Here is a 26404-nt window from a genome sequence, read left to right as displayed (position 1 = left end):
CTGGCAAGCTTCCTAGCTTCATCCCCTTAAATGACGACCCTTCTTTTCGTGCTTCTAACTTTTTCCAAACCATTTCGTGAAAGTAAAATGCAACCGTATTAATTGCTGGCTCTACAAGCGCAACGGCTCCACCGACTACAACACTGCCAGTAAGTAAATAAGCGACGGTAAACGCTACGGTAAAGTGCATAACGGCAAAAGTTATAGTTTTCTTCATAGTGATAACTCTCTTTACGTTGAAATCAGAATGCTTTATTAATATTGAGAACTATTATCAATTAGAGAGTAATTAGAAAATAGAAAAAATTAAACGCGCTATTCGTTTAAGTAGATGAAAGTGTAGATACTCATTGAAGAGCGAAGAACGTTTACTTTGATAGGACAACGCAGTAACAGAACAGCGTTGCAATAGAACAGCCTAATTTTGCCATTCCCTAAACGCGAAAACGAAGACGCGCAACGACAACACTACATAAAGGCAAAAGTAGCATAGCGGCAATCACGAAGGCGAAGCGAAAGCCTCGCCAAAACATATGCGAAGCTCTTTTATTTCATCTGCGAAATTTCAACGCCTATGATACAGCTCGATTCTGATTCAGGCTCGCAACGTACTACGGTTGCTAACGCTGCTAGAGAAGGTATTTGTGAGCTCGAAGATTCGATCGCAACGCTTACTTGTGTACCTACTTCAATTGAAGGTTCATCTACCTCTAACGACATACCCGTAGCACTGATATCTTTACACAATGCCTGCATGGTCCGGCTCGACTCATCGTCAGTTATTTGCAACTGACACGGCGAATTTACCATCATCCTGAAAAAATTTCGCTTATCGTCGTATCCCAACATCTCTACTTCTCCTGATTTTTAGCACTTCGCTTACGACTACATCTGTTGTTATAGGGGGATGCGCATAACTTGTCAATCTAACTGTTCAATATTTATTCAACAAAACTAAAAACCCTTGATTCCTATTGCTTTGAAGTCAATTCAAACGAATGAGGTAAACTGGCTATATTAAGAAGGAATAGCTCCTAAAAGTCAGCGAGATACAAGGTGATCCGTTTGGCTGATATTGGATAAGCAGTTCCCAACTGTTGGGCGAATAAAGAAACCCTTAACTCCTCTATCATCCAGCGCACATCAAGCAGGTCTTGAGGTACTTTACCTTTCGGATATTTCGCACACGCCTTTTCCCACTCTTTAATAGACTTTTCTACCGTAGCCTGGTGCATTCTGTCTTTGTTCGGATCAATAGGTAATTTCTCAAGACGGCGAGCAAGTCCTTTAATATATCGGTTCCAGTCATCGAGCCTTGACTCACCAATCTCTGAAACAAAACCAGGGAAAACTAACGATGCCAAGTGCGCTTTACAATCACCTAACGCATTAATCATGGTCAAAGGCACATTACCTTTCATTTGCTTTTGACATTGGTGAGCAAGGGTTAACCCTTGTTCAACCTGTTGTGCTATCTCTAATACTTTGTCGTTGATATTCGCACGTGCAATGTCTAAACATGCTTCAAAATCAGCTTTATTGCGGATATCTGTATTATTAGCTTTGCTATACTCGGTCACTATGGCATCAATGCCAGCAAAAATGCAGTCATCGATTAACGCTTTTATCTGGCCAAACGGATTAAAATACAGGCCGAGTTTAGCTTTATTGGGGAGCTTGCTTTGCAGGTAGTTAAGTGGCGATGGCATGGCATTTTTAATCAACACATTAACGCCCTGTTTGTGCAGTACTTGAGCCTTGTCTGCCTCTTCAATTAGAGCAATGTCGACCTTTTCACCTTTTTGAACCAGTGCAGGGAAAGCTTGCACTTCAAATCCACCGACTTTTTGAACGAACGTTTCAGGTAAGCTTTCAAAATCCCATTGCTCTATGTTGCTACGCTCTAATTCTGGGGTCGCGGCCTTCTCAAAAGTTTGCTTCACCTGTCCTGCGCACTGCTGTTTGAGTGCATGAAGATCATCGCCTTTGGCAATATCGTCACCGCTGTCATTGACCACGGCGAAGTGCATTTTTAAATGCTTATCAAGCTGTGACAGGTTCCACTCTTCGCTTTCAATAACGACTCCTGTCATTTTGCGCAATTTATCGGTAACGGCATCAAGTATAGGTATGGGGCGGTTGTTCTTGTCTGTCTCGCTTATATCAGCTAGGCACGCCTCTGCAAAGTTGGGGGCCGGAACAAAATTGCGGCGAAGGCGTTTCGGCAAGGTTTTAATTAAACCAACGATTAGATCGTGCCTCAACCCCAGCACCAACCAGTCGAATCCGACGTTATCTACTTGGTTGAGCACAGGCAGGGGAATAACTACGGTAACACCATCATCTTCAGCGTTGGGCTCAAAGTTGTAGCGCAGCGGTAAAGTAATGTTGCCTTGACGCCATACATCCGGAAAAGCATTGGCTACCGATTGACCTGGCTGCTGACGGTAAACGTCTTCTTCTTTAAAAGTTAAGCCGTCATTGCTACCGTGCTGTCTAAACCATTTTTTAAACGCAGCATCGTTGTTCGCTTCAACAGGAATACGCTTAGCGTAAAAACTAACTAGTTCCTCGTCATCAACAATGAGGTCGCGCCGACGGGTCTTTTGTTCAAACTCATCCGCTTGTTCAAGTAACGCCTGATTATCTTGCAAAAAGCTATAATTTAGCTTGGTATTACCTTCAACCAAGGCCTCTCGAATAAACAACTCGTGACAGATTGCCGGGTCGATGAGACTGTATACCTTGGCCCGCTTCATGACGATTGGCAGGCCAAACAGCGTAACTTTTTCAAACGCGATAACCGCTCCGCGCTTTTTCGACCAGTGCGGTTCTGAATAACTTCTTTGCACCACGTGTTCGGCCAAGGGCTCAACCCATGCAGGGTCTATTTTCGCCACCACGCGGGCAAAGAGCTTAGACGTTTCAACGAGTTCGGCCGCCATCACCCATTTTGGCTGGGACTTTGATAAGCCAGAACCAGGAAAAATAAGGAAGCGAGAATTGCGCGACCCCATGTACTCGCGCTCTTTGTCTTTAAAGCCCATGTGTGACAGCAAACCGCTGGCAATGGCTTGGTGAATAGCCTGATAGTCTGCTTCTTGCTTGGAAATACCAAAACCAAGCTCAGCGATAGATTTTTTAAGCTGGCTCACAATGTCCTGCCATTCACGCATGCGCAGATAGTTAATAAAGTTCTGCTTACACCATTTACGTAATTGGTTTTGACTAAGCGAATTTTGTTGCTCTCTGAACGCTACCCACAAGTTGTAAAGACTTATAAAGTCAGAGTCTTTGTCGTGGTATTCACTGTGTTTCTCATCTGCTTGCTGGCGTTTTTCCTGCGGGCGCTCTCGAGGGTCTTGGATAGAAAGTCCCGCCGCTATCACCATCACTTCACTTAATGCGTTAGTGCGTTCGGCCTCAATCACCATACGTGCATAGCGCGGGTCGATAGGCAATCGTGCCACTTGGCGCCCTAACGAAGTAAGCTGCATTTTGCCTTGCTGTTTGCCCTTCCCTTTAGTTATTGCCTGAATTTCTTCAAGCAGGCGAAAGCCATCGTTAATATTGCGATTGTCCGGTGGCTGAACAAAAGGAAAAGCGGCAATATCACCTAAGCCCAAGGCGAGCATTTGCAAAATAACCGATGCTAAGTTGGTACGCAGAATTTCAGGGTCGGTAAATTCTGGACGCCCTAAATAATCGTCTTCACTGTATAAACGAATACAAATACCGTCTGAAACACGGCCGCATCGTCCTGCCCGCTGGTTTGCTGATGCCTGTGATATTGGCTCAATAGGTAGGCGCTGCACTTTGCTTCTGGCGCTGTATCGTGAAATACGCGCAAAGCCTGGGTCTATAACGTATTTGATACCAGGCACAGTTAACGAGGTTTCTGCTACGTTGGTAGCAAGCACGATTCGTCTGCCGCTGTGTGACTGGAAAATACGGTTTTGCTCTGCAGCCGATAGCCTTGCGTAAAGGGGCACGATTTCAGTATTGCGATAATGCTGCTTGCTAAGCGCATCCTGCGTGTCCCTGATTTCACGCTCGCCGCTTAAAAACACCAAAATATCACCTGGTGCTTCGCGCATAAGTTCGTCAACGGCATGGACGATAGCATCGCTTTGGTCCATGTCCTCATCAATATCTTCAGGGGCGTGATAGCGAATTTCTACCGGATAAGTACGACCGCTTACTTCGATAATTGGCGCATTATTGAAGTGCTTTGAAAAGCGTTCAGGATCGATAGTAGCAGACGTTATGATAAGCTTTAACTCAGGGCGCTTATCTAAAAGCTGACGCAAATAGCCCAGTAAGAAGTCGATATTAAGGCTACGCTCGTGAGCTTCATCGATTATGATAGTATCGTACTGATTTAAGAAACGATCTTGCTGCATTTCAGCAAGCAGCATACCGTCAGTCATCAGTTTTACGTAGCTTCGCTCACTGACCTGATCGCTAAAGCGAATTTTAAAACCTACCTTCTCACCTAAAGGGGTATTTAGCTCTTCGGCAATGCGGGTAGCAACACTTCGCGCCGCCAATCGTCTAGGCTGGGTATGGGCAATCATGCCGCTAACACCACGGCCTAATTCCAAGCAAATTTTTGGCAACTGGGTGGTTTTACCTGAACCGGTTTCACCAGCAACAATCACTACCTGATTATTAGCAATGGCCTCTTTGATATCTTCTTTCTTATCGCTTACCGGCAGCGGTGGGTACTCTATCTTGGGTAAATTGGCCTTCCGCCAAGTGCGCTTTTCTATCGATGCTTCAATATCGGCGTTTAGCTTTTCAAACTGCGCCCGTAAACTGTCTTCGTTAAGCACACTCTCGTTTTGTGATCCTTCACTGGCAGGCTTAAGCGTGCTTTTATTTACCGAACCGCCGTTTTTGGCTTGCTCTTTATTACCTAAAGACGCGCCATTTGCTTTTTGCATAAGTTGCATTATGCGGCGCTTTAGACGAAATTTATCGGCGCTTAAGCAGTCATCAAGTTTGTTATAGAGAGGTTTTATTGCAAGTGGTGAAGACAAAGTTGCATCCTACAGAGTTTTTCTATACGTCAATAAATTTCGGGCGGTGATCCTAGAAGATACCGCCCTAAAAAGCTAGTGTGTTAAGCGTTACGTGATTTTAAGCGCTTTGGGTTAGTTCATCGTCTTGTGGAGTTTTAAAACGGGGGAATCCAAACCAAATCGCCGCTACGCCAAACACAAATATGAGCATGGGGTACCAGCAGTAAGGCGTGATGGCTAAAGGTGAAATCCCCACTACCGCAGCAGCACTTAATAGCTGCGCACCGTAGGGCACTAAACCTTGAAAACTGCATGAAAAGATATCCAGTAACGATGCGGTACGACGAGGGTCAACGCCGTACTTTTCATTCAAATCTTTAGCAATCGGACCTGCGGTAACAATCGCGATAGTATTGTTTGCGGTGGTAATATCTAGAAAGCTGACTAAACCAGCAATACTAAACTCTGCACCCTTTTTAGACGTCACTCTGCGAGTTAAACGTTCAATTAACCAGGCAATGCCACCATTAGCGTGCATAAGCGCTACAATGCCGCCTATGGTAATAGCAATCATCGCCAAGTCTTGCATCCAGCCCATCCCCTTTTGAATGCTTTGCATCATCGAAAGCATGGTAAAGCTTTCTTGCACCAATCCAACCACACAGGCACTAGCAATACCAACCGCCAAAACGCTGATAACATTAAATCCGGTAAGCGCGAAAGCAATAATGCACAAATAAGGAACTATGCGCCAGAAATCATAGCTGCCACCCTCAACGATACCTGATGTGTCTACATCGACCATAAGCAGTAACCCCATGGTGACGATGCAGGCTGGCACGGCAACCATTAAGTTCGCCCTAAACTTATCTTTAAGATGCACTCCTTGGGTACGCGTTGCAGCAATGGTGGTATCTGACACGAACGACAAGTTATCACCAAACATAGCGCCACCTACGACAATACCTAGCGCCATTTCCACCGGCAGACCTAAGCTTGTGGCAAGGCCCGCGCCTATAGGAGATAACGCGGTAATGGTGCCCATCGACGTGCCCATAGAGAATGATATAAAACAGCAAATCAAAAACAGGCCTGGCAATATCAGTGCCGAGGGCACAAATTGCAGCGCCATATTCACCGTGGCATCTCGTGCACCAATATCAATGGTTACCGCATAAAACGCGCCAGCCAATAGGAATATGAGCACCAACAGAATAATATTTTTATCACCGCCCCCTTTACAAAAAGTCTGAACTTTTTCAGAGAAGCTAATCTTTTTTCCTTTCGGATTTAAACACAAGCCATACCCAGCGCTTATAAAAAACGCCACTAAAATTGGCATTGCTGTAATGTCGTTCGTTGTGATCCCCGTAACGACGACAAGAACCACGAAAAGGAGTATTGGCGTTAGGCCCATCGCATTGGGCAAAACAGACGGTGGTGCAGTAGCGTTATTTTCGCGCACAGGAAAACTCTCTTTTGATTTTATGACTTATCTACAAATGATTAGCGACAACGGTGCCGTCTTGTATTTGGCCTTTCTGGATCGCAAATAAACAGACAATCTAAGCACTTAAGACCTTTACACGCATGGTTTGCTGCAGCCTTAACAGATTTTACATCAATTTTTACGTCAATTTTTTACGTCAATAATGTCGCGCAATGAACATTGCGTCTTTCATAATTTAAAAACGTAAAAAAACATAAGCGGGAGAGGATAAAAGTTTTTAGCGCTATTGAAAAGGGAATTACTCGGGTTTACACAAGTTACGTGTTTAAGAGTCTTAGCTCACTCGGGGTTTTGCCCGTTAGCCGCTTAATTGTACGGCGAAAATTAGGTAAATCGTTGATACCCATTTTACTGGCCGCCTCTTCGTTATTGGCTTTATATACAGACAGCAAAATCAATGCGTAGTTGCGCCAGACTTCTTCTGATAATTGACGATAGCTGGTATTGAACTCTTTCAACTTGCGCTTGAGTGTAGCTGGGCTAATGGTTAACTTTTCGGCAAGCTCGGGCAGAGCACTTCCCGAATGCCCCGATCTTATCGATTGGTAAACATGACTTCTTACATAGTCAGGAAGTGAGATAAGTGGGGAAAGTGTGAGGCCAGCATGCGTTGCTAATGCAGGCTCATTGGTCATATCCGATGCACTATCAATAGACGCTGACAGTGATTCATGTAACGCGCTTTTTTCAAAACTAATGCTGCTGACTGGACAATTAAAGGTAAGTTTAAGCCCTAAATGGGTTTCAAAATCAGCGATATTTTTTGGCCGAGGGCAGGTAAAAGAAAAAGAAGCCGGAACGCGTTGTTTACCGATGCCTTTTAAAAGTGCAATTAAGGTGGCAAATCCTATTTCGCTCACAAACTGTGCCATTTTCACATTGGCCGGGGTGAACAGAGGGACCAAAATTATCTTACCGTGAATATCAAAGCGCTGATATTGACATAAGGGCATACTGCTCCAACGAAATGCCTGATGCTGTACAAGGTGAGTCAGCAGTTCCTGCAGCGTATCGCAGGTTTGCAAAACGTGTAAAGGGCTGCGCAACCACTGAGAGGCTAACGCATTGCCCAGTAGAAAGCTGACGTCTGCGCCTTTTGTTTGACTTTGAACATTGGCAAGTAGCGACTGGTATTGTTTAATACTGATCAAAGAATTAGGCTGCAGCGTGTCTTCAAAAATACCTGTGCCCCTGAACAACTTGTTTTTGTTCGCGCCACGGGTAATTGAAACGTCAAGTACAGCCTTAACCAGCCAATAACCCGCAATGACCTTATCGTGTATTGACTGCACAACATCAGAACTAACAAAGACATCCACGCAAAATGCATCGACATTATCTTTTGTAGTGTTTTTTACTGAGTCTTTTGCTGTGTTTTTTGCAGAGCCCCCCATACCAGCATTGCGTTTTACGTCAACATCCATTGAAGCTAGCTCAGACGAACGCTTCTTGTTCTCACAATGTGTATCGCTGCCGTCATCGAGTAATGACGGTGTCGCTTCTACGGTAAAACTTGGTACGCTCAATTCCATCTGGTCTTTACTGCGCTAAATTTCGTTTTTTTATTCATTATATTGTCGATTACGCGGCGCTTTTTTGGGGCCGTTCAAGTTCAAAAAGCATTGCGTTTAAGACTGCGGAAAGCTTCTGATTGGGCAACAGCGTTACGCGTGTACTTCGGGCCGTCGTATAAATCGCATTAGCGTTTAAATTGTGTCTGAAAGCGAGATGCTGAATACTGACCTTTATCTCATTAATAATGATATCGGCCTGTGTCGACGACACATCCGGTAAAAGAATAGCAAAGCGATCGCCAGCATAGCGGCAGGCTAGGTCATGTTGACGCAAGTTCATTACCACTAGCTGGGCAATCTCGTGGAGATACCGGTCTCCTTCCGCGTATCCATATTGCTGATTAAACACGGAGAAATTGTTGATATCTATGATGGCGAGCACAGCGGTTTTATTAACTTGCTGGAGCTTGTGAATTTGTTCTTTCCAGTATTCTGCTCGATAAAGCTGGGTTATCGGGTCAATTTTGTCATGATCGCGATAGTCCCATTCACGGCGTCTTAGCTGCAAATTGAGCGCTCTCTGTTCAAGATGCCACTGGTAAAGGGCAGCTGTCATAACCACCATGCCAACGGCTGCAGGATAAGACTCAATCATGCTTATCCAATGCGCACTTTCAGGGTAATGTAAAAACTCATCCAAAAAATCTAAGGTAGCCGAGAACAAGAAGAATCCCAGCCCAAAAACAAGAAGGCTTGTAACTTTACCTGGCGGTCGGCTGGCAAGTGCTGCGAGTATCCAAGCAAGCGTTAGTAAGACGATGCTTCCCTCCCCTACGATATCTAACCCTGAAATGTTAGCACTTTGTTTAGCGTTACCGACAGAAAATGATAAACACATAGCAAATGCGACAACGCTAATGGTAAATGCGAGCCACAATTTATGATGTCCAAACTGGGTGTTATTGGTAAAGGTAAACATAATGCCTCTTGGTATCTCTTAATAATTTGCACACTGCAAGCTGTTCTGCTGTTGATAAGCGCGCTAAATTGCGTAGACCTTGATAGTCAAACGCAGAAAAATCGTTATCAAATGCCGCCACGAAGCGTTGACTTTTCAAGGTTGAAGCGTGGAGTCTTGCCTAAATAAGTTCGCAGTGTCGAGGGTCAGTTTGGCTCATCAATGTGACATCTTCATGGCAAATATTTCTACCCCTGTCTTTATTTCGCAAAAAAACCATTAAAATCAAAATCATAAGAAAGGGTCAATTTAGCTCAAAAAATTCTTGTCGCTAGGGTTTTAACCGGTACGTCTTTTTACAAACATCAAATCGTCATATAACTGTCATGCGGGATTCTTAGGGTACTCTCTCGTTAACTTAGCACTTACTAAACACTCCTTTTGACTGCTTAATTGATTGGAAAACAAATGAAAATTAAAACCGCGTACTCTTCTCTTGCACTTGCTTGCGTTACGGCACTAGGCCTAAGCATTGCTTCACCTGCTATGGCGGCTGATGGTGTTATTATTGGCTCAGTAAAAGATGCCGCCAAGGCTCGAAGCTATGCCGGCGCACGAATTAAACTTATTGAGCTAGGCCTTACCACTGAAGCAGGCAGAGACGGCACGTTTCGCTTTCCTTCTATTCCTGAAGGCACCTACACCCTAGAAATCTCTTATCTTGGTGAAGATACCGTCACGCAAACGATTAACGTGACAGACAATGGTATTGCCCGCGCTGCCGTCGAATTTGGTAACGGCGATACCATTGATGAGATTTTGGTGCGAGGTCAACGAAGCGGACAAGCAAGCGCCATCAACCAGCAGCGCGTATCTGACCGTATCTCATCTATTGTTTCGGCAGACGCTATCGGTCAATTTCCTGACCAAAATGCTGCTGAATCCCTACAACGTCTGCCCGGGCTCTCTATAGAACGTGACCAAGGCGAAGGTCGCTTTGTAGGAATTCGCGGTATCGACCCCAACCTCAATAACGTAACCATCAACGGTTTGAATATTCCTTCTCCAGAGTCTGGCGTGCGCTCTGTTGCCCTTGACGTTATTCCATCTGAACTCATCCAAACATTAGAAGTATCGAAATCTGTTACACCAGATATGGACGGCGACGCCATTGGTGGCTCGGTGGCGGTTAAAAGCGTAAGCGCCTTTGATAAAGCCCGTGATACTGCAAGCGTTACCGTTCAAGCAAGTCAAAATGATTTAGTGGATAAAACCAGTCCAAAGCTGTCCGGTACCTTTACTAAAAAGCTTTCATCTGAGTGGGGTGTTGCCGGCGCTATCTCTTACTTTGACAGAGACTTTGGTTCGGATAACGTTGAAAGCAATGGTGATGACGAGCTTGAGCAACGCGACTACACAATCACTCGCGAACGTTTAGGTAGTGCGCTGAACATTGATTTTCGTCCCGACTTCAACAACCAGTATTTCCTTCGCACACTATATAGTGAATTTTCTGATGACGAATACCGTCAGGGCAACATTTTCACTTTTGACGGTGAAGACTCGGAAATAGAAAGAGAAAGTAAAGATCGTTACGAAAGCCAAAGTATCTTTACTGTGGCACTAGGTGGTGAGCATCAGTTAGAGACGTGGAGAGCAAACTGGCAACTTGGCTATGCAAAGTCTGATGAAGACGAACCAGACGCTTTGTACTATGTATTTAAAACAGAAAACGACAGCATTAACGCTGATTTAAACACCATGCGCCCAACAGTGTCGCAAAACGCTGATGCCATGGACTTATCTACCTATGAGGTAGATGAAATCAGTTTTGAAGACAACTACACCAAAGATACCGAAACCAGTATTAAATTTGACGCATCACGCCCTGTTAACTTGGGCGGATACATTGGTGAATTCAAATTCGGTTCAAAATATCGCAGCCGAGAAAAAGACAGAGACAGCAGCATCACAATTTTTGATGGCGACTTTGACGGGCTAGATGCCTCTCAGTTTGGCACTGCTAGCCCAGAGTATGCACTCGGTGACTTCGGCCCTGGGCTTAATCGCGGCGTAATGCGCAGCTACTTTAACGATAACCGCTCAAGCCTTGAAGTAGATAGCCTCAATTCAGAAGTAGAATCTCGCGGTGCCACATATGTAAATGAAGAGGATATCTTTGCCGCCTACGTAATGGGCAGCGTTGATATTGAAAAGCTTCACTTGGTCGCCGGTGTTCGCTATGAGCGTACCGACTTTTCAACGTCAGGCATGCGCGTAGAGCTTGTTGAAAACGAACAAACCGATGTAGAAGAAGTGGTCAACACACCATGGGAAGCTGAACGCAACTATGACTACTGGCTACCGAGTGTAAACGCCAGATATACGTTTTCTGATAAGCTACAGCTTCGTGCCGCCTACACTCAAACCATTTCACGTCCAAAATTTGAAGATGTGGCTGCGTTTCAAATTATCGAAAGTAAAACCGAAGAAGATGATGGCGTATTCGTTACGGAACGTGAGGCAGAAGTGGGCAACCCAGAGCTTCAGCCTTATGAAGCACAAAACGTTGATTTGTCACTTGAATACTACCCTGGTGACATTGGCGTAATTTCGGCAGGTTTGTTCTATAAGAACATTGACAACTTTGTTGTGTATGCAGATGTTGCAGGTACCACCGGCTGGGAAGGCTTTGAAGAAGTTATTCAGCCAATTAATGGCGACTCTGCTGACTTAACTGGTTTGGAACTTTCTTGGGTCAAAGCCTTCAATAACGGGTTTATTGTATCTGCCAACGCAACGTTCACCGACTCTGAGGCCACCACATTCTTAGATGGCGAAACGTTCGAAACTCAGTTACCAAACCAATCAGATCGCATTGGTAACTTAACCATTGGTTACGAAGCGAATGATTTCAGCGTACGTCTTGCCACCACGTATAAAAGTGAAAACTTTGAAGAAATTGATGGTGATATGTTGAGATTTGAAGATGACCACGTACAGATTGATTTCATGGCCCGTTATTACATTAACGACAGCATGCAGGTGTATTTCAACGGCATTAACCTAGGTGACGAGCCTTTCTATAACTACTTTGATACGCGTAGTCAAAACGCACAGTACGAAGAATATGGCCGTACCTTCGAGCTAGGTTTTACTTGGCAGCTAAATTAATCACTTTTATTTGTTGTTAATGTTCAGATGTTCGCAAGCTTCTATCATGTGGCTTGCGTCACCTGCTTTTGAGAGTCTTTCATGCACGGTTTACCCACATTTCTCCCTGCCACAAAACCAACATTCGCAACCTTGTTTGCGGTTGCGTTTTGTTTCACTTGCAGCCTTACTTCAGAGTTTGTAGAGGCAGAGCAAACAAGCCCCGCTCATTCCGCGGCAAAAACTAACGTAGCTATTGAAAATGCGAAGGCTACCAACGAGCAGTATTCACATAGTTACTACGCGCACACCACGATTGAAGGTTTATCGGTACCGGATGACGCGGTTTCTTTTTTAACATTAGGTGACTGGGGTCGCAATGGTCACTTTTATCAAAAACACGTTGCTAAATGGCTAGATATTGCAAGCTACCAATTAGATGCCGAATTTATCGCAACCACCGGCGATAACTTCTACGATAATGGCATTGCGTCAATTGACGACCCTTACTGGCTGTCTTCTTACGAAAACATTTATCATCAACCTCATTTATTCATCGACTGGTACCCTGTGCTGGGTAACCATGACTATCGAGGTAACTGGCAGGCGCAAATAGATTACAGCACTAAGAGTCGACGTTGGGAAATGCCGGCGCGGTATTACAGTAAGACGTTAAAGCTTGACGATGGAAGCTCAGCACTCTTGTTATTTATCGATACGTCTCCGCTAAACCCCGACTATGCAGATGAAACTAAATATCAAAAAGCGTATTCACAAGGGGCATCCGAGCAGCTTGCTTGGATAAATACTATGTTGGCTAAAGAGCAATACACCTGGAAAGTTGTCATTGGACATCATCCACTTTATTCAAGTGGTAAACGCTATGGCAAAACAGAAGCTATCAAAGACGTATTAGAGCCCATTTTTCACAACCATGGCGTGAACCTTTATATTGCGGGGCACGAGCACGATCTTCAGCACAATCAATTACCCGGGGATGACCTGGTGCACGTTGTATCCGGTGGCGGCTCAGAAGTGCGTCCGGTTGGTAATTACGACTTTACACAATTCGCAAAATCGACGGGCGGCTTTGTCAGTGTGAGCGTTACAGCTAAAAACATCTTCCTTAATTACATCGATCACAATGGGAAGACGATTTACACCCACACAATGAATAAAGCCAGTAAGGCGTCTTCGACGACCACGATTCAGGATCAATAATGACAATGGATAATCAAAAAACAAAAGTGCTACACCGCGCATTAGCAAAGACCGCCGTTTTTACCGGCACTTTAACCGCACTCTTTAGCTGTGCAGCGCAAGATACGACAGCCTCGAAGACTGAAGTCGCGTCCACAGGTACTGTACTTACGCTTACACACCTTAAAAAAGGTTTTGAGCAAACGCTTTATTACCAAAGCAATGTTCATACTTATAAAGACACCCAGGCTAACAGCACAAAAACCTCAGAGCCTGAGTCACGAACTTACAATGACACCCATGGCAACGACACGCTTGAAGTAACACGGACTTATAGTGACACCCATGGCAACGACACGCTTGAAGTAAAGCCATCAGAAAAAAGTCATTCTTACGAAGACACCCAAGCTATTAACCTTCAAATAAACGAGTATGAAGGCATTTCGCTAACTAACCGCCTAGGTAAAACTCAATTTATCGAGGGCAGCTTTGCGCTTGCACACGCTGAAGTAATTACCTCAGAAAATAAGCAATGGGTGTCTTTGGTAGTGTTTAATAACAACACGCAACATATAGAAGTTTATCGCTTGTCTGTTGATACCCTGGATAAGGAACAACGACTTAGCCAACTGACTAAAGGCTCAGAAGCACTATGCGCAGCCACTAGTGCTAGCGGAACGCCCCATATCGTCAATGTTGATGCCACTGGCACCCTCAACCAGTATGAACTGCACAATGACCAGTTTTTACCGCTTCGTAATTTTGCCATAGGCCCAGGAATCAAAAGCTGTAGTGTCGATCTTAAGACGCAAAACATCTATTTGGCGGATGAGTTTGCTGGGGTTTGGAAGATTGATGCTCACATTGAAAGTGAGTTAGAAAAAACGCTTATTTTTCATGACGCAGATACGCCGGTTGAAGGCGTGAGCACTGTGTCGAACAACATCTCACATTTAAACAGTAGCCTTGTTGGCTGGGTTAGCCCAGATAAAAGCGGAGTATGGCTACAAAATCAATGTCATGCTGAGTTCATAACTTTGGTGCAAGACACAAATGGAATAGCTGAAACCATTGAGCCTGAATTTATTCACTTGGCAGTATCTTCACGTGGGATAGAGCCACGTATTTCGCTAATCGTAGACGATGACGCATCGGGTAACGTTTATGCGGCAGAACTGCCTAGTAAGTTGTCTGACGCTTATTTTAACGATGGGTGTCTTTCTAAAGAAAACGAAACAGGTACAAGCAATAATGGTGACTTTTCCAAGCATTCTACAGCCAATGTTTTCCCATCAGCTGAAACGCAGCCTGTGCAAAACTTTGGAGATGCGGCTGATGACCCTGCTATTTGGGTGAACGCACAGACCCCTTCGCAAAGCCGCATAGTGGGCACTGATAAAAAAGGCGCGTTGAATACCTATGATCTTTTAGGTAAGCAGCATCAAAGCCTAGCCGTCGGGAGAGTTAATAACGTCGACGTTGGATACAAGGTTGCCGTAAACAGTATGAACAGCGTTGGCGATAAAAGGTTTACCGACATTGCTGTTGCTTCAAACCGCTCACACAACAGTTTGTCTGTTTTTGATATAGATAAAAACGGCAACCTCACCCATTTAGGCGAGATCAAAACAACGCTTAGCGACATTTACGGTATGTGCCTCTATGTTGATGACGGTATAGCTCATGTGTTTGCGAACGATACCAGTGGTCGCTTCGAGCGATACAAATTATTAATCGGCGAAAATAAGGTAGTGGAAGGAAAGTTAAGCCAGTCATTTTCTCTTCCATCACAGCCTGAAGGTTGCGTGGTAGATACGCAAACCAATACCGCTTACCTCGGTGAGGAAGCTGCTGGTGTTTGGGCGCTAGATATCAGCTCTACTGATAATACACCTACATTTATTGCAGCAATTACACCGCCAGTTGAAGCGGATATTGAGGGGTTGGCGCTATTTACCGTTGATGAACAAAAATATCTGATCGCATCTAGCCAGGGGAATAACAGCTATGCAATCTACGCGATTAACACAGAAAACACCGGCCAACTGACATATACAGGGCTTATACAAATCACTGCCGATGTAAATAATGGGATTGATGGCGTATCCGAAACCGATGGGCTGGAAGCTACCAACGCCAACTTAGGTGGTATTTACAACGAAGGTCTGTGGGTAGTGCAAGACGGCAGAAACGTTATGCCATCAGAAACACAAAACTTTAAACTGGTCTCTGGGGCGACCTTAAAAGAAGCGATAAGACGCTTAGTAAACAATACAAACGAACTGATTAACTAATACGCGCAAATAACGTAGACAAGAACGAGTACCCTCTTCCTTGTCTACATTTTGACATCCCTTATCAGCCTGCGCGACGATACCCGTCGTTTAGCTGAACGTCTATAGCTCGCAGCACCGCCGTTCGGTTTATACAGCCTAAAAGTACGCCATCGTCATCAACTACAGGGTAAACCCGGGGCTTTTCTTTTAACAACAACTGCGCTAGTTCAATTACCGACATGTAAGGCTTTACAGAAACCACGGGAGTTTTCATGATTTCCCCCACCCTACAAATTTGTTCGCGGTAATAACTCGATGCAATCATTTGAGCAATGCAATCTTGCTCAGACAGGAAACCAACGACTTTACCTTTGTTATCAATTACCGGGCCACCACTCTGACCGCTGGCTAGTAAAGCTTCAACGGCCTGCGCGACAGGCATATCAACGTTGAGCTTTACTGGGTGAGTGTTCATATAATCACTGACTTGCAACGATTCCATCTTCATTCTCCAGCCGCGGCGCCTGCTGTGACCGATACTGCTAACTATTGGCGATACGGCACTTTAATTATTTTAAGTATACGTGAAAGCAATTTCCCCCACACTTTAAGACTAGTCCTTTACTGAGCGACAAGCCAGCACATTTAACATTAAAATAACAACTAGTCTTTATAGATAGACACGGTTATGTTTCCCTCGGTATCTATGCTAGCGCGGTACATACCTGCTGAGTTAAATGGCATAGCAATATTACCTTTGCCATCAATAGCAATAACCCCACCGTCGCCACCGGCTTCAACTAACACATCATGTACAACCGTGTTGGCCGCCTGCTCTAGCGTTATTTCTTGATATTTCATGCGAGCACAAATATCAGCTGCCACATGATAACGAATAAAATACTCCCCATGCCCAGTGGCAGAGACAGCGCAGCTCTCGTTATCAGCGTAGGTGCCTGCGCCAATTATCGGTGAGTCCCCTATTCTTCCATAGCGCTTTGCCGTCATTCCGCCGGTAGAGGTTCCAGCGACAATGTTGCCGTCACTGTCCAATACAACAGCGCCAACCGTTCCAAAGCGTTCGTTACCTTGTTGTGAGCCATAACCATTAGAGGCTTGCTCCATTCGCGCCTTCACTCTATCAAGCGCTTCTTTGCGAAACTCTGTATCAAAAATAGAATTGTCGACTTGCTCAAGACCATTTTCTTTTGCGTATTCTTCAGCCCCTTTCCCAGATAGCATTACATGGGGTGACTCGTTCATTACCAGTAACGCAGCTTCAATGGGGCTTCGAATGGTTTTAACCCCCGCCACCGCACCTGCATTTTTGCTTCCGCCATGCATGATCGAGGCGTCAAGCTCGTGTTCACCGTCAAAGGTATACACCGCCCCAATGCCCGCATTGAATAAGGGTGAACTTTCGAGTATTTTGATGGTTTCCACCACGGCAACCTCACCTTTTTCACCCTGTTGCAAAAGCGTATACCCATGCTTTACCGCTTTAGACAATATCTCTTTGTACGCCGCCTCTTTTTCCGTCGTCATCGACGATTTCAAGATAGTGCCGGCACCACCGTGTATAGCAATTGCAACCTTGGACGACCGTTGGCCTCCCTTTTCAGCGAAAGCATTCCCACTCAACGCAACCGTCGTCATGGCTACTGCGCCTGCGGCCAAAACGGTTTTGCAAAGTCTTTTAACTGGCACGAAACAATGAGTTTTATTCAACGTGTGTACTCCCAAAAAAGGTTTCTGAATTTATTACCTTCAATACCAATCCGCATAGGTAACCTAGCATTTATGATAATAATGCTTTGAAAATAGTGATGTAATAACATGGCACAATAATAGGAGACAAGCTAGGCCGCTTCATGGTTAAAGATAATGGTTAAGGTGAGTGCGTATATAATTTTTACAGCGCTGTCGAGAAGATAAACGTGCGTGACAAGTGTGTTTGATATTCTTTAACACCACTTATCTTTAAAAGAATTGGCTATATAATCGTCAGCATTTGGTATTGTATTTTACGCAGTGTACACTGCCTTCAATATTTCACTTAAAACACACTGGTGGTTATGCATACACCTACATTTTTGTGGCACGACTTTGAAACCTTTGGCACGAGCCCACAAAAAGATCTCCCTTGCCAATTCGCCGCGGTTAGAACGGATATGGATCTAAACGTTATAGGCAAGCCCATCAATATTATAAGCGCTATCGCCAACGATTACTTGCCTCATCCAGAAGCGTGTTTAGTGACGGGAATAACCCCTCAACAGACAATAAGAGACGGCTCAAATGAGGCGGATTTCGCTGCAAAGATTTATCAAGAGATGTCTACACCCAATACTTGTTGCGTCGGTTTCAACAGTATTCGTTTCGATGATGAAGTGTCGCGCTATTTGTTTTATAGAAACTTCTACGACCCGTATTCACGAGAATGGCGAAACGGCAATAGCCGCTGGGATATTATTGACGTAGCGAGAGCTTGTTATGCATTACGGCCAGAGGGAATAAACTGGCCATTGCGAGAAGATGGAGCACCGAGCTTTAAACTTGAAGCCCTAACCGCTGCAAATAATATTGGACACGACAACGCTCACGATGCGTTAAACGATGTATATGCCACAATATCGCTGGCTAAGCTTATAAAAGAAAAGCAGCCACGTTTATTTGACTATGCGTTGTCGTTACGCAACAAGCATACGGTTATGCAGCAAATTGATTTGAGCAAACCTTCCGTCTTATTGCACATCTCTTCAAAACTACCCGCTTCTCAAGGTTGTTGTACTTGGGTGATGCCCATTGCTAAACACCCTACAAATTCAAACGCATTTATAGTTGTTGATTTATCCCATGATATCGAAAGCTTAATCAACGATTCGCCAGATGAGATTAAACAAGCGCTCTATGCACCTTCAGATACGTTTGACGACCCGCGAGAGCGTCCGGGCGTTAAACTCATTCACGTAAACCGCTCTCCTTTCATTACGACTGCAAAAGCGATGACAGAAGACAATGCAGAACGACTAGGGTTGAACAGAGAGCGTTGCCTAGAGAACTATAAAAAATTAGCCACTACACCAGAATTAGCTAGCAAACTTGTAGCCTTATACGAAAGTGAGCAACACGAGAGCGAACAAGATATTGACCATGCGTTATACAGCGGCGGCTTTTTAAACGACGAGGAGCGCCGCTGGTGTGAGAGCGTTATTGACGCTGAGCCAGAAGAGTTGGCGACGTTCAGTGACAAAACGCAACATCAGGGATTGAAGAAGCTGTTGTTTCGCTATCGAGCGCGAAACTATCCAAATACTTTGACAGCCGATGAGATGACAAAATGGCAATACCACCGTCAAGCACGTCTTACTGATCCTGCGTTTCATGGCTCAATAACTTTAGAATCTTACATGATGAAACTTGAGTCACTCGCTCAGGAGCACAGCGACAACCCAGATAAACAAGCCATTTTGCGTGCGCTTTACCAATATGCCGAAAACCTTTGACGGAGGTTTTAGAACATCATAAATTAGAGAGACTCAGAGAAGAACGGCAACCTGTGAACAAGGTCAAGGAATGCGTTTATGCTGCCGATAACAATAATTCACGTGCGCAAGGGAATAACGATGTCATGAACGGCGTAACAATAAGTTTCGATAAATCTAGAACCTATATTAACCTGATGCTTAACCCTTCTGAATTTACGTCAGAAGTGGACATAAGAGAAATAAGACAGCTGCTAGATACCGGCGAAACAAAACGACTTTATGTTTCAGAAAAAGCGTTAAAAACAGCCTGTGACACTGCAAATCACTATTTTAAAACCGGTGATGGCACTATCGTTCAAGAGCGAATTGGTGAGCGCAAAAACGCAGAGATAGAGTTCAGAGTGCCAGAAGATGGCATGAGGGCTAACCTTATCCTCACTACGCCTTACGGCGGTAAACTTCCGTCACTAAGCACAGTTAAATCTTTAGCCGTTAAAAACAGAGTTGTTCGCGGCTTAAGTACAAAAACCATAACCGCTATGCTTAGTGCTGCTAAGCAATCTCAGCCTGGTACTGTGCTTGAAGAAACCGTGGCGAAGGGCCTTCCCGCGCGTAATGGTAAAAACTCCAAATTTATTCCACTGGTTCCTAATGCATTAGAGCGTGTACTCAAACCTCAAACCAATGATGGCGAGCGCGTTGACATGCGTAACTTGGGTGAAGTTATTTGTGTAAAAGTTAATACGCCTGTTTTGAGGCGTACTGAACCCACGAAAGGTCGCTCAGGTTTTGACGTAAGGGGCAATAAGCTCCCCGCCGTATCTGGCGAGTGGGTTGACTTTAAAATGGGAAGCGGCACTGTAGTTTCAGACAGCGACGCCAACCTTCTTATGTCATCTATTTCTGGTATGCCTAAGTATCGCGATCAGATAATGAACATCGATGACACCTTTATCTGTAATGGCGTGAATGTAGGTACTGGCCACGTTAATTACGAAGGCGCAGTATTAGTGAACGGCGATGTCACTGAAAAAATGCAGATTAAAGCGGCAGGTGACGTAACCATAAATGGTTTTGTTGAGTCAGCGCATATTGAAGCTGGTGGCGACATTATCATTACCGAAGGCGCTATGGGCAAAGTTAACGATACCCAGGGTGAATATCAATGCAAATTAGTTGCAGCCGGCAGTATTCACGTACAGCACGGTCAAGGTATTGATGTTCAGTGTAGTGGGAACATAACAGTAGGTAGGCAGCTTGCGTACAGTCGTCTTCGCTGCGGCGGAGCCGTTATTGTTGGGCAAATCGACAAACCTATGGGCAACCTTTTTGCTTGCGACATTATAAGTCAAAGCAGGGTTGAAGCGGGTACACTTGGCGCTGTGTCTGGCAGTACGTTAAAAGTAGACTTTAGCCCTGGTTTTAACCAGTTACTAGAACGAAAAGACTCGTTAGATGAACTGCTGCGTCAGATTCGTGAAAACAACTTGAAGCATAAAGAAAAAATAACCCTTATCCAGAGTAAAAAAATCCCCAAAGAACTTCAGCGTAAAGCCGCTGAAGCAATCGAGCTGTTTAATAACGAGAGTGCATTGCTTGAGTGGTTAGAGAATAAAGCCAACGAGGTCAAAACGGCAAAAGAAACCTATCAGTCTGATATAAAGCTTATCGCCAACAAACGTTTATATCCAGGCGTGTCAGCTAAGCTGAACAATAGAAACTGGCGGTCTGAGCGAGAGTATGATCGCGCACAAATCCACTACGACGCTCATCAATGGCACTATGAACCTATTATCTAATCTGGCGTGCTGCCTAACGCGATTAATACGCTTGGCAGCCCATGGTTATCATTGACTGTAAAGCGTGCGGTTAAATGTAATTAAACAACTACTGAGCGCAGTATTGCTAACAGCTCGCGTTAAATGTCTGCGATAAGTCATTCAGCGAGCAAATAGTTTTATTGCGCTACACTTACGCTTCCAAAACCCTGCCGTTTTGATTGGTAAAGCGCTTTAACAGTGCGTTCCATCCATTCGGGAAATTCCTCAGACTCTTTAAGCTGTGACATACCAATGGCTACGTTAAAGTTTTCACTTAGCAGATAGTGTCCCATAAGACATACAAGCAACCTATCTGCAAGAATTTTCGCTGAGTCTAGCTCGGTTTGCGGGCAAAGGATGATAAATTGTTCCCCGTTAAAACGAGATACTACGTCCACTTCCCTTACTGTATTCAAACAGTGAGTAGCGACTACTTTCAGCGTATCTTCTCGCATCGATGCGTCGAGGGGAAGATCACCATCTTGGGATGGCGTTAACTCTAGAATGATGAGTGAAGCAGTGGTGTGGAAACGGTTGAACCGAGAAATTTCTTCCTCCGCACGTTGAATCATGTGGTTACGGTTATACAACCCGGTGACCGTGTCGTGAGCGGTAAGAAAGCCCAACGTTCTGTTTTTCTCCAGTAAGGTCGCCTGTAGTGCTGATATTTCTTCGTTTTTCTGACTTATTATACGTTTGTAGCCACCCACATGGCGATTTCGTGATATCAGCCAAAGCAAGCTTATTAGCACAATAACAGTAGTCAATATCATCACTGAATAATTGCGGCTGTAGCGAATTTGAACATTGTTCCATTGTTTATATATTTCTACTTTCCGCGACTCGGGAATACGCTCGATAGCATAATTCAATTTTTCAACCAAATGACCGTAGGATTTATTGACACCAAAGGCCAAAGAGTCGAATGGCTCTGCATAACCAACGATATTTAAGTCCTTTAGTTTCAGATTATTAATGTGCATATTAACGCTCATTAATGAACCAACCATGACATCAAATTCGTCGTTTTCGAGCTGTTTTAAGCCTTCCTCTTCCGACGGAATAAGCTTTAAACGTAGCCCGGGATAATGGCGAGAAATATATTCGACCTGCCTGTAACCTTGAACTATACCAACAGTGCGATTTCCAACACCTGAATACCCCTGAAGCATAGGCGTTCCGGCCTTTGCCACGAGTACATTGGGTGCTTCAAAATACGGAATACTAAAATCTAAAAATTGTTTTCGATAGTCAGAAGTATTCAGCATAGGAATAAGCTGACACTCCCCTCGTTGAATATACTCCAAGCTTTGCTGCCAACTGTCGGTTTTAACCAGTGTGAATTTCAAGCCAGTAATATCGGCAATTAGATTCATATACTGTGCCGAAATACCCACATGAATTCCATTTCTTATTGCTTCATAAGGTGCCCAGTTTGGGTCGATGCAGTAGGTAACTTCTTCGGAAGTCGTGGATGAAATTTGATCTTCGGGTGCAGCATATAGAAGCGCACTAAAAAAGCTTGCTCCTACGAAGAGAATATAGACCCAAAGACGCATTTCTATTTTTTTCAACCACACACCCAAATATTGACTAAAAACAATGACAACCGCGAAGTATTAAGCGTAATCGCTTAAATTGCAATTAAATAGCGGACGAACTTGTTTAATCGCTCAGGTTACACTCTGTCTTTGTTGGAAAGTAGCATTTTCATAGCGTTTTTCGACCATGATGTCGCTAAGCGTTTGTACTGCTTTTTCTACATTAGTGAAGCTAAGGTAAAGCGGAGCAAACCCGATACGTAAGATATTAGGCGCTCTAAAATCGGCAATAACGCCCTCCGCTATCCATGCTTGGCAAATCGCGTATGCCTCGTCATGAGCAAGGGCAAGTTGACTCCCTCTTACATCAATCGGCGGGCTAACCAGGCTGAAATAGTCTAAAACGCCAGCCCTTTTTGCCTCTGCAATGAAAAAAGCCTGAAGCTTCTTTGATTTTTCATCGATAGCCTTGAGCGACACGCCGTCAAACACATCTAACGCCGCATCTAAAATACTCATCCCAATAACACCTGGCGTTCCACACAAATTCTGCTTTACCGTGCTATCTGGTGCGTAGTCTGGAGAAAATGAAAAAGGAGCGCTATGTCCCATCCAACCGGACAAAGGCTGCTTGTACTGTGACTGGTGGCGCTCGGCAACGTAAATAAATGCAGGTGCGCCTGGACCACCGTTCAGATACTTGTAGGTGCACCCTACCGCAAAATCGACGTCACAGTCGTCGAGACAAACTGGAAACGCACCAGCGCTATGGGCGAGATCCCATAGCGTTAAAATGTTCCTATCGTGTGCTAACGCTGTGATGCTTTGCATGTCTAGTTTAAGACCAGTTCTAAAATTTACCTGGGTGAGCATGAGTACTGCAATGTCATCAGATAGCTGAGCGCCGATATTTGATTCATCGATATAGCGCACGCTGTATTCATCGCCTAACAGTTCGAGTAACCCTTGAACCATATAAATATCAGTTGGAAAATTATCCCGTGTAGTGGCAATGACTTTTCGCTCAGGGCGCATTTTTAGCGCAGCGCTCAGTACTTTAAATAAATTAATAGAAATTGAGTCACAGCAAATAACCTGACCGTTCTTTGCACCAATCAAATTACCAATCTTATCACCTACAAGCTGCGGCAAAGAAATCCACTGATGCTTGTTCCAACTTGTAATAAGGTCCTGCCCCCACTGCTGTTTCACCACTTCACTTGCTCGCGCTTCGGCTGACTTAGGTAATGGACCAAGCGAATTACCATCAAGATAGATGGTGTCATCTGGCAGAGAAAATGCTTCCACTTTTAGCGCTAGCGGATCTTTATTATCAAGCTGCTCTGCGGAAAAAACCTTGTTAATCATGTTCACTAATAACCTCAAGTAAAGCATCAAAAGACGTCGATTCAGGGTGCAGCCAGTCAAAATGGCCGCCATTATTTATTATGCGCTTTTCTGCCCCCGCCATTGTAGCGTGCTGTACTGGCACAATGCTATCAGCATCACCTTGTAGCAATACAACCGGAGTGTGAATAAGCGTTGCGTTCGGCGAGGCGTTGTTATACGCGTCTGGATTTTCAGTAGGCGTAGTTTTCATAAATGCCTCTGTTGCAGTTTGACAGCTATTCGTGCCATGGGCATATGAGCGGACATCCGTTATTGCCGCCAAGCCAACGACTTGTTTCACTCCATAGCGTGCTAACTGCTGTGGCATTTGCTGTGTCGCGAGCAAGGCAAGATGGCCACCCGCTGAATGGCCCGCTATAAACGTTTCTGAATAATCACCTTGTAGCGTAATACGCTCAAGTGAAGTATTTATTGCACTAACTACATCGTTTAGGCTTCCTGGCCAGCCACCACCTTCATCGCCTACACGCCGGTATTCTATTGCATAGACACCCATCCCTAAATTCGCCAACGCGCTGTACAAACCTTTCGCATGTTCGTAACCATAAGCATTTAGCCAACAGCCTCCATGCACGAACACCATTGCCTTCCCACTTAAGCTTGTATCTAACGCATCACGCCCATGCCAAACATAAACACGCTGCAAGGCTTCTGCGCCATAGCTAAACTGCTCATCATGCTCTCGCATTGGCAAGACACCCAACGCAGCATAGGGCACTTGCGTTAGCTTTTCGTTCTGAACGGCCGCTTTTTCTTCGCTATTAAAATTGAGGCTTTTTGTGTGGGTGTCTTCTTTATTGTCTCTATTAACATTGAGGCTTTTTGCGTGGGTGTCTTCTTTACCGTCAATTTTATCATGGGTGTCTTTTTTAGAAATTGTTGGCGGAGCAGTCCCTGCATTTGTTTGATATGAAACGTTAGAAAGCATCGCGGATTCGTCATTGCTGCCATGACTGAATAATGGGTTTGAAACCGTGCGATGGGTGTCATTGTTAATCGACATTGCTGATGGTGTTTGTGAAACGGTAAAAAAAGAAGCGTTTGTGCGATTAACAACGTTAGCGTCAGATTGCGTGAAAATAACTTGATGCTGCGATAACTGCGGTAGAGCTGTAGCAAACTTTTGAAAAAGGCAAAGCGCTGTTAGAAGCCCCCAATACTTGAACGTTTTGGCTGTATTCTTCATGGTGTATATTTTTTCTCTTATTAAAACACAGAGTGCCGCAAAAACAGCGGCACTCTACGATTAAATCATTTTCATGTAAGCCAATGTCGAGCTACAGCATTTCAACAGCAAGGGCAACACCCTCGCCTCCTCCAATGCATAGAGATGCGATACCTTTTTTGGCATTTTTTTGCTTTAAAGCGTGAAGAAGCGTAACAAGAATGCGCGCACCTGATGCACCAATAGGATGACCTAACGCACATGCTCCGCCTTTTACATTCACCTTGCTTTCATCAAGGCCTAGCTTTTTGATCGCCAGCATAGTGACCATGGCAAACGCTTCATTAATCTCAAAGAGATCAACGTCCTCTTTTTCCCAGCCCGCTTTATCTAGTACCTTTTCCATTGCTCCAACAGGGGCAACAGTAAAGTTTTCAGGTTCAATGCTGTGTGTTGCATGTGCAACGACCCTCGCAAGCGGGGCTAAGCCTAACTCTGTCGCTTTACTCTCACTCATTACAACAAGAGCGGCAGCCCCATCAGATATTGAACTAGAGTTTGCAGCCGTTACCGTTCCGTCTTTTTTAAATGCTGGTCTTAGCGTAGGAATTTTTTCAGGGCGCGCCGAGCCTGGGCCTTCATCGGTATCGACAACGCTATCACCTTTGCGTGAGGAGACCGTAACTGGAACAATTTCGTCAGAAAAAGTACCGCTATTTATAGCTTCGTGAGCTTTAGAGAGTGAGCTTAGTGCAAACTCATCCATCTCCCCACGAGAGATATTTTCTTCATCTGCGGTATCCTGTGCAAAACATCCCATCGCTTTACCGTCATAGGCATTTTCAAGACCGTCAAGCATCATGTGATCGAGCACTTGACCATGACCCATTCGATATCCCGTTCTTGCTTTAGGCAACATGTATGGTGCATTGCTCATGCTTTCCATACCACCGGCTACGACCGCTGTAGCGCTGCCCGCTTTGATTAGGTCATGCGCCATCATTACTGCTTTCAAACCTGAACCACACACTTTATTTATGGTTGTTACGCCAGCGCTAAGCGGAAGCCCGGCTCCCAATGATGCTTGACGAGCTGGTGATTGACCAAGACCCGCAGGTAATACGCATCCCATAATAACTTCATCAATTGCAGAGACATCCATCCCTTCACATGCGGCTTTAATCGCAACTTCTCCGAGTTTGGTCGCAGCCAACGAAGACAAACTACCATTAAAACCACCCATAGGTGTGCGTTTAGCCGCGACAATCACTACTGATTCGTTACTCATGCTCGTGCCCTTTAATTATTAATATCCATAATGTTAAGTGAAGGAAGACTTTCAGAT

Annotated in this window: 17 protein-coding genes; 5 read left to right on the top strand and 12 right to left on the bottom strand. The window is 44.7% G+C overall.

Annotated features, from left to right (window positions below; translation table 11 throughout):
* The 6 genes from GVO62_RS00870 to GVO62_RS00845 form a co-directional block, all read right to left on the bottom strand.
* Positions 1–217, bottom strand: a 217-nt coding sequence (locus GVO62_RS00870) for a DUF2061 domain-containing protein (protein ID WP_159117334.1), incomplete at its 3' end; no start/stop codon positions are given.
* A 329-nt stretch (positions 218–546) separates the two neighbouring features.
* Entirely contained in the window at positions 547–849 is a 303-nt protein-coding gene (locus GVO62_RS00865; RefSeq protein WP_120959722.1) for a PilZ domain-containing protein, read from the bottom strand.
* 185 nt (positions 850–1034) lie between these two features.
* Entirely contained in the window at positions 1035–5042 is a 4008-nt protein-coding gene (gene hrpA / locus GVO62_RS00860; RefSeq protein WP_159117333.1) for an ATP-dependent RNA helicase HrpA, read from the bottom strand.
* A gap of 100 nt (positions 5043–5142) precedes the next feature.
* Entirely contained in the window at positions 5143–6489 is a 1347-nt protein-coding gene (locus GVO62_RS00855; RefSeq protein WP_159117332.1) for a Na+/H+ antiporter NhaC family protein, read from the bottom strand.
* 302 nt (positions 6490–6791) lie between these two features.
* Positions 6792–8066: an AraC family transcriptional regulator ligand-binding domain-containing protein gene (locus GVO62_RS00850; RefSeq protein WP_159117331.1), complete on the bottom strand. Its 1275-nt coding sequence runs from the start codon at positions 8064–8066 to the stop codon at positions 6792–6794.
* A 49-nt stretch (positions 8067–8115) separates the two neighbouring features.
* A complete protein-coding gene (locus GVO62_RS00845) occupies positions 8116–9027 on the bottom strand; it encodes a diguanylate cyclase domain-containing protein (RefSeq protein ID WP_159117330.1) in 912 nt (303 codons plus the stop codon).
* A gap of 447 nt (positions 9028–9474) precedes the next feature.
* Between GVO62_RS00845 and GVO62_RS00840 the strand changes: the two genes are divergently transcribed.
* The 3 genes from GVO62_RS00840 (at position 9475) to GVO62_RS00830 (ending at position 15653) form a co-directional block, all read left to right on the top strand.
* On the top strand, positions 9475–12180 hold the full coding sequence (locus tag GVO62_RS00840; protein ID WP_159117329.1) for a TonB-dependent receptor: 2706 nt from the start codon (positions 9475–9477) through the stop codon (positions 12178–12180).
* 81 nt (positions 12181–12261) lie between these two features.
* Complete coding sequence (locus tag GVO62_RS00835) at positions 12262–13380, top strand: metallophosphoesterase (RefSeq protein WP_236547028.1); 1119 nt, start codon at positions 12262–12264, stop codon at positions 13378–13380.
* A 5-nt stretch (positions 13381–13385) separates the two neighbouring features.
* A complete protein-coding gene (locus GVO62_RS00830; protein ID WP_159117328.1) occupies positions 13386–15653 on the top strand; it encodes a phytase in 2268 nt (755 codons plus the stop codon).
* Between the two features lie 64 nt (positions 15654–15717).
* On the opposite strand, the gene GVO62_RS00825 is transcribed toward GVO62_RS00830, so the two are convergent.
* The gene (locus GVO62_RS00825; protein ID WP_120959734.1) at positions 15718–16137 is read right to left on the bottom strand and encodes a CBS domain-containing protein; all 420 of its coding nucleotides are present in this window, start codon (positions 16135–16137) and stop codon (positions 15718–15720) included.
* A gap of 161 nt (positions 16138–16298) precedes the next feature.
* Positions 16299–17291 carry an isoaspartyl peptidase/L-asparaginase family protein gene (locus tag GVO62_RS00820; protein WP_159117327.1) on the bottom strand — a complete coding sequence of 331 codons (993 nt, stop codon included), beginning with the start codon at positions 17289–17291 and terminating at the stop codon, positions 16299–16301.
* A gap of 419 nt (positions 17292–17710) precedes the next feature.
* Here GVO62_RS00820 and sbcB point away from each other — a divergent pair, with 419 nt between their 5' ends.
* Positions 17711–19141, top strand: coding sequence for an exodeoxyribonuclease I (gene sbcB, locus GVO62_RS00815; RefSeq protein WP_159117326.1), 1431 nt, complete (start codon positions 17711–17713; stop codon positions 19139–19141).
* A gap of 125 nt (positions 19142–19266) precedes the next feature.
* Positions 19267–20922, top strand: a complete 1656-nt coding sequence (locus tag GVO62_RS00810) for a DUF342 domain-containing protein (RefSeq protein ID WP_159117343.1) — start codon at positions 19267–19269, stop codon at positions 20920–20922.
* Positions 20923–21080: 158 nt separating this feature from the next.
* Here GVO62_RS00810 and GVO62_RS00805 read toward each other — a convergent pair whose 3' ends face one another.
* From GVO62_RS00805 to GVO62_RS00790, 4 genes are all read right to left on the bottom strand, one after another.
* Positions 21081–22517 carry a diguanylate cyclase gene (locus GVO62_RS00805; RefSeq protein ID WP_236547027.1) on the bottom strand — a complete coding sequence of 479 codons (1437 nt, stop codon included), beginning with the start codon at positions 22515–22517 and terminating at the stop codon, positions 21081–21083.
* Positions 22518–22616: 99 nt separating this feature from the next.
* Entirely contained in the window at positions 22617–23852 is a 1236-nt protein-coding gene (gene kynU, locus GVO62_RS00800) for a kynureninase (RefSeq protein WP_159117325.1), read from the bottom strand.
* Complete coding sequence (locus GVO62_RS00795) at positions 23845–25080, bottom strand: alpha/beta hydrolase family protein (protein WP_236547026.1); 1236 nt, start codon at positions 25078–25080, stop codon at positions 23845–23847. Before GVO62_RS00795 ends, kynU begins: the two co-directional genes overlap by 8 nt.
* Positions 25081–25171: 91 nt before the next feature.
* A complete protein-coding gene (locus GVO62_RS00790; RefSeq protein WP_159117324.1) occupies positions 25172–26347 on the bottom strand; it encodes a thiolase family protein in 1176 nt (391 codons plus the stop codon).
* Positions 26348–26404 lie beyond the last annotated feature (57 nt).

The organism is Alteromonas sp. KUL150 (assembly GCF_009811475.1).
Lineage (GTDB): Bacteria > Pseudomonadota > Gammaproteobacteria > Enterobacterales > Alteromonadaceae > Alteromonas > Alteromonas gracilis.
The sequence above is the reverse complement of the archived record's forward strand: the minus strand, read 5'-3'. Positions and strand labels throughout refer to the sequence as shown.

Excerpts from the sequence above, each read along its gene's own strand:
- GVO62_RS00790 (WP_159117324.1), bottom strand. The coding sequence starts at position 26,347 with ATGAGTAACGAATCAGTAGTGATTGTCGCGGCTAAACGCACACCTATG.
- GVO62_RS00840 (WP_159117329.1), top strand. The coding sequence starts at position 9,475 with ATGAAAATTAAAACCGCGTACTCTTCTCTTGCACTTGCTTGCGTTACG.
- GVO62_RS00810 (WP_159117343.1), top strand. The coding sequence starts at position 19,267 with ATGAACGGCGTAACAATAAGTTTCGATAAATCTAGAACCTATATTAAC.
- GVO62_RS00850 (WP_159117331.1), bottom strand. The coding sequence starts at position 8,066 with ATGGAATTGAGCGTACCAAGTTTTACCGTAGAAGCGACACCGTCATTA.
- GVO62_RS00845 (WP_159117330.1), bottom strand. The coding sequence starts at position 9,027 with ATGTTTACCTTTACCAATAACACCCAGTTTGGACATCATAAATTGTGG.
- GVO62_RS00865 (WP_120959722.1), bottom strand. The coding sequence starts at position 849 with ATGTTGGGATACGACGATAAGCGAAATTTTTTCAGGATGATGGTAAAT.
- GVO62_RS00830 (WP_159117328.1), top strand. The coding sequence starts at position 13,386 with ATGGATAATCAAAAAACAAAAGTGCTACACCGCGCATTAGCAAAGACC.
- GVO62_RS00835 (WP_236547028.1), top strand. The coding sequence starts at position 12,262 with ATGCACGGTTTACCCACATTTCTCCCTGCCACAAAACCAACATTCGCA.
- sbcB (WP_159117326.1), top strand. The coding sequence starts at position 17,711 with ATGCATACACCTACATTTTTGTGGCACGACTTTGAAACCTTTGGCACG.
- GVO62_RS00820 (WP_159117327.1), bottom strand. The coding sequence starts at position 17,291 with ATGACGACGGTTGCGTTGAGTGGGAATGCTTTCGCTGAAAAGGGAGGC.
- GVO62_RS00795 (WP_236547026.1), bottom strand. The coding sequence starts at position 25,080 with ATGAAGAATACAGCCAAAACGTTCAAGTATTGGGGGCTTCTAACAGCG.
- GVO62_RS00825 (WP_120959734.1), bottom strand. The coding sequence starts at position 16,137 with ATGGAATCGTTGCAAGTCAGTGATTATATGAACACTCACCCAGTAAAG.
- kynU (WP_159117325.1), bottom strand. The coding sequence starts at position 23,852 with ATGATTAACAAGGTTTTTTCCGCAGAGCAGCTTGATAATAAAGATCCG.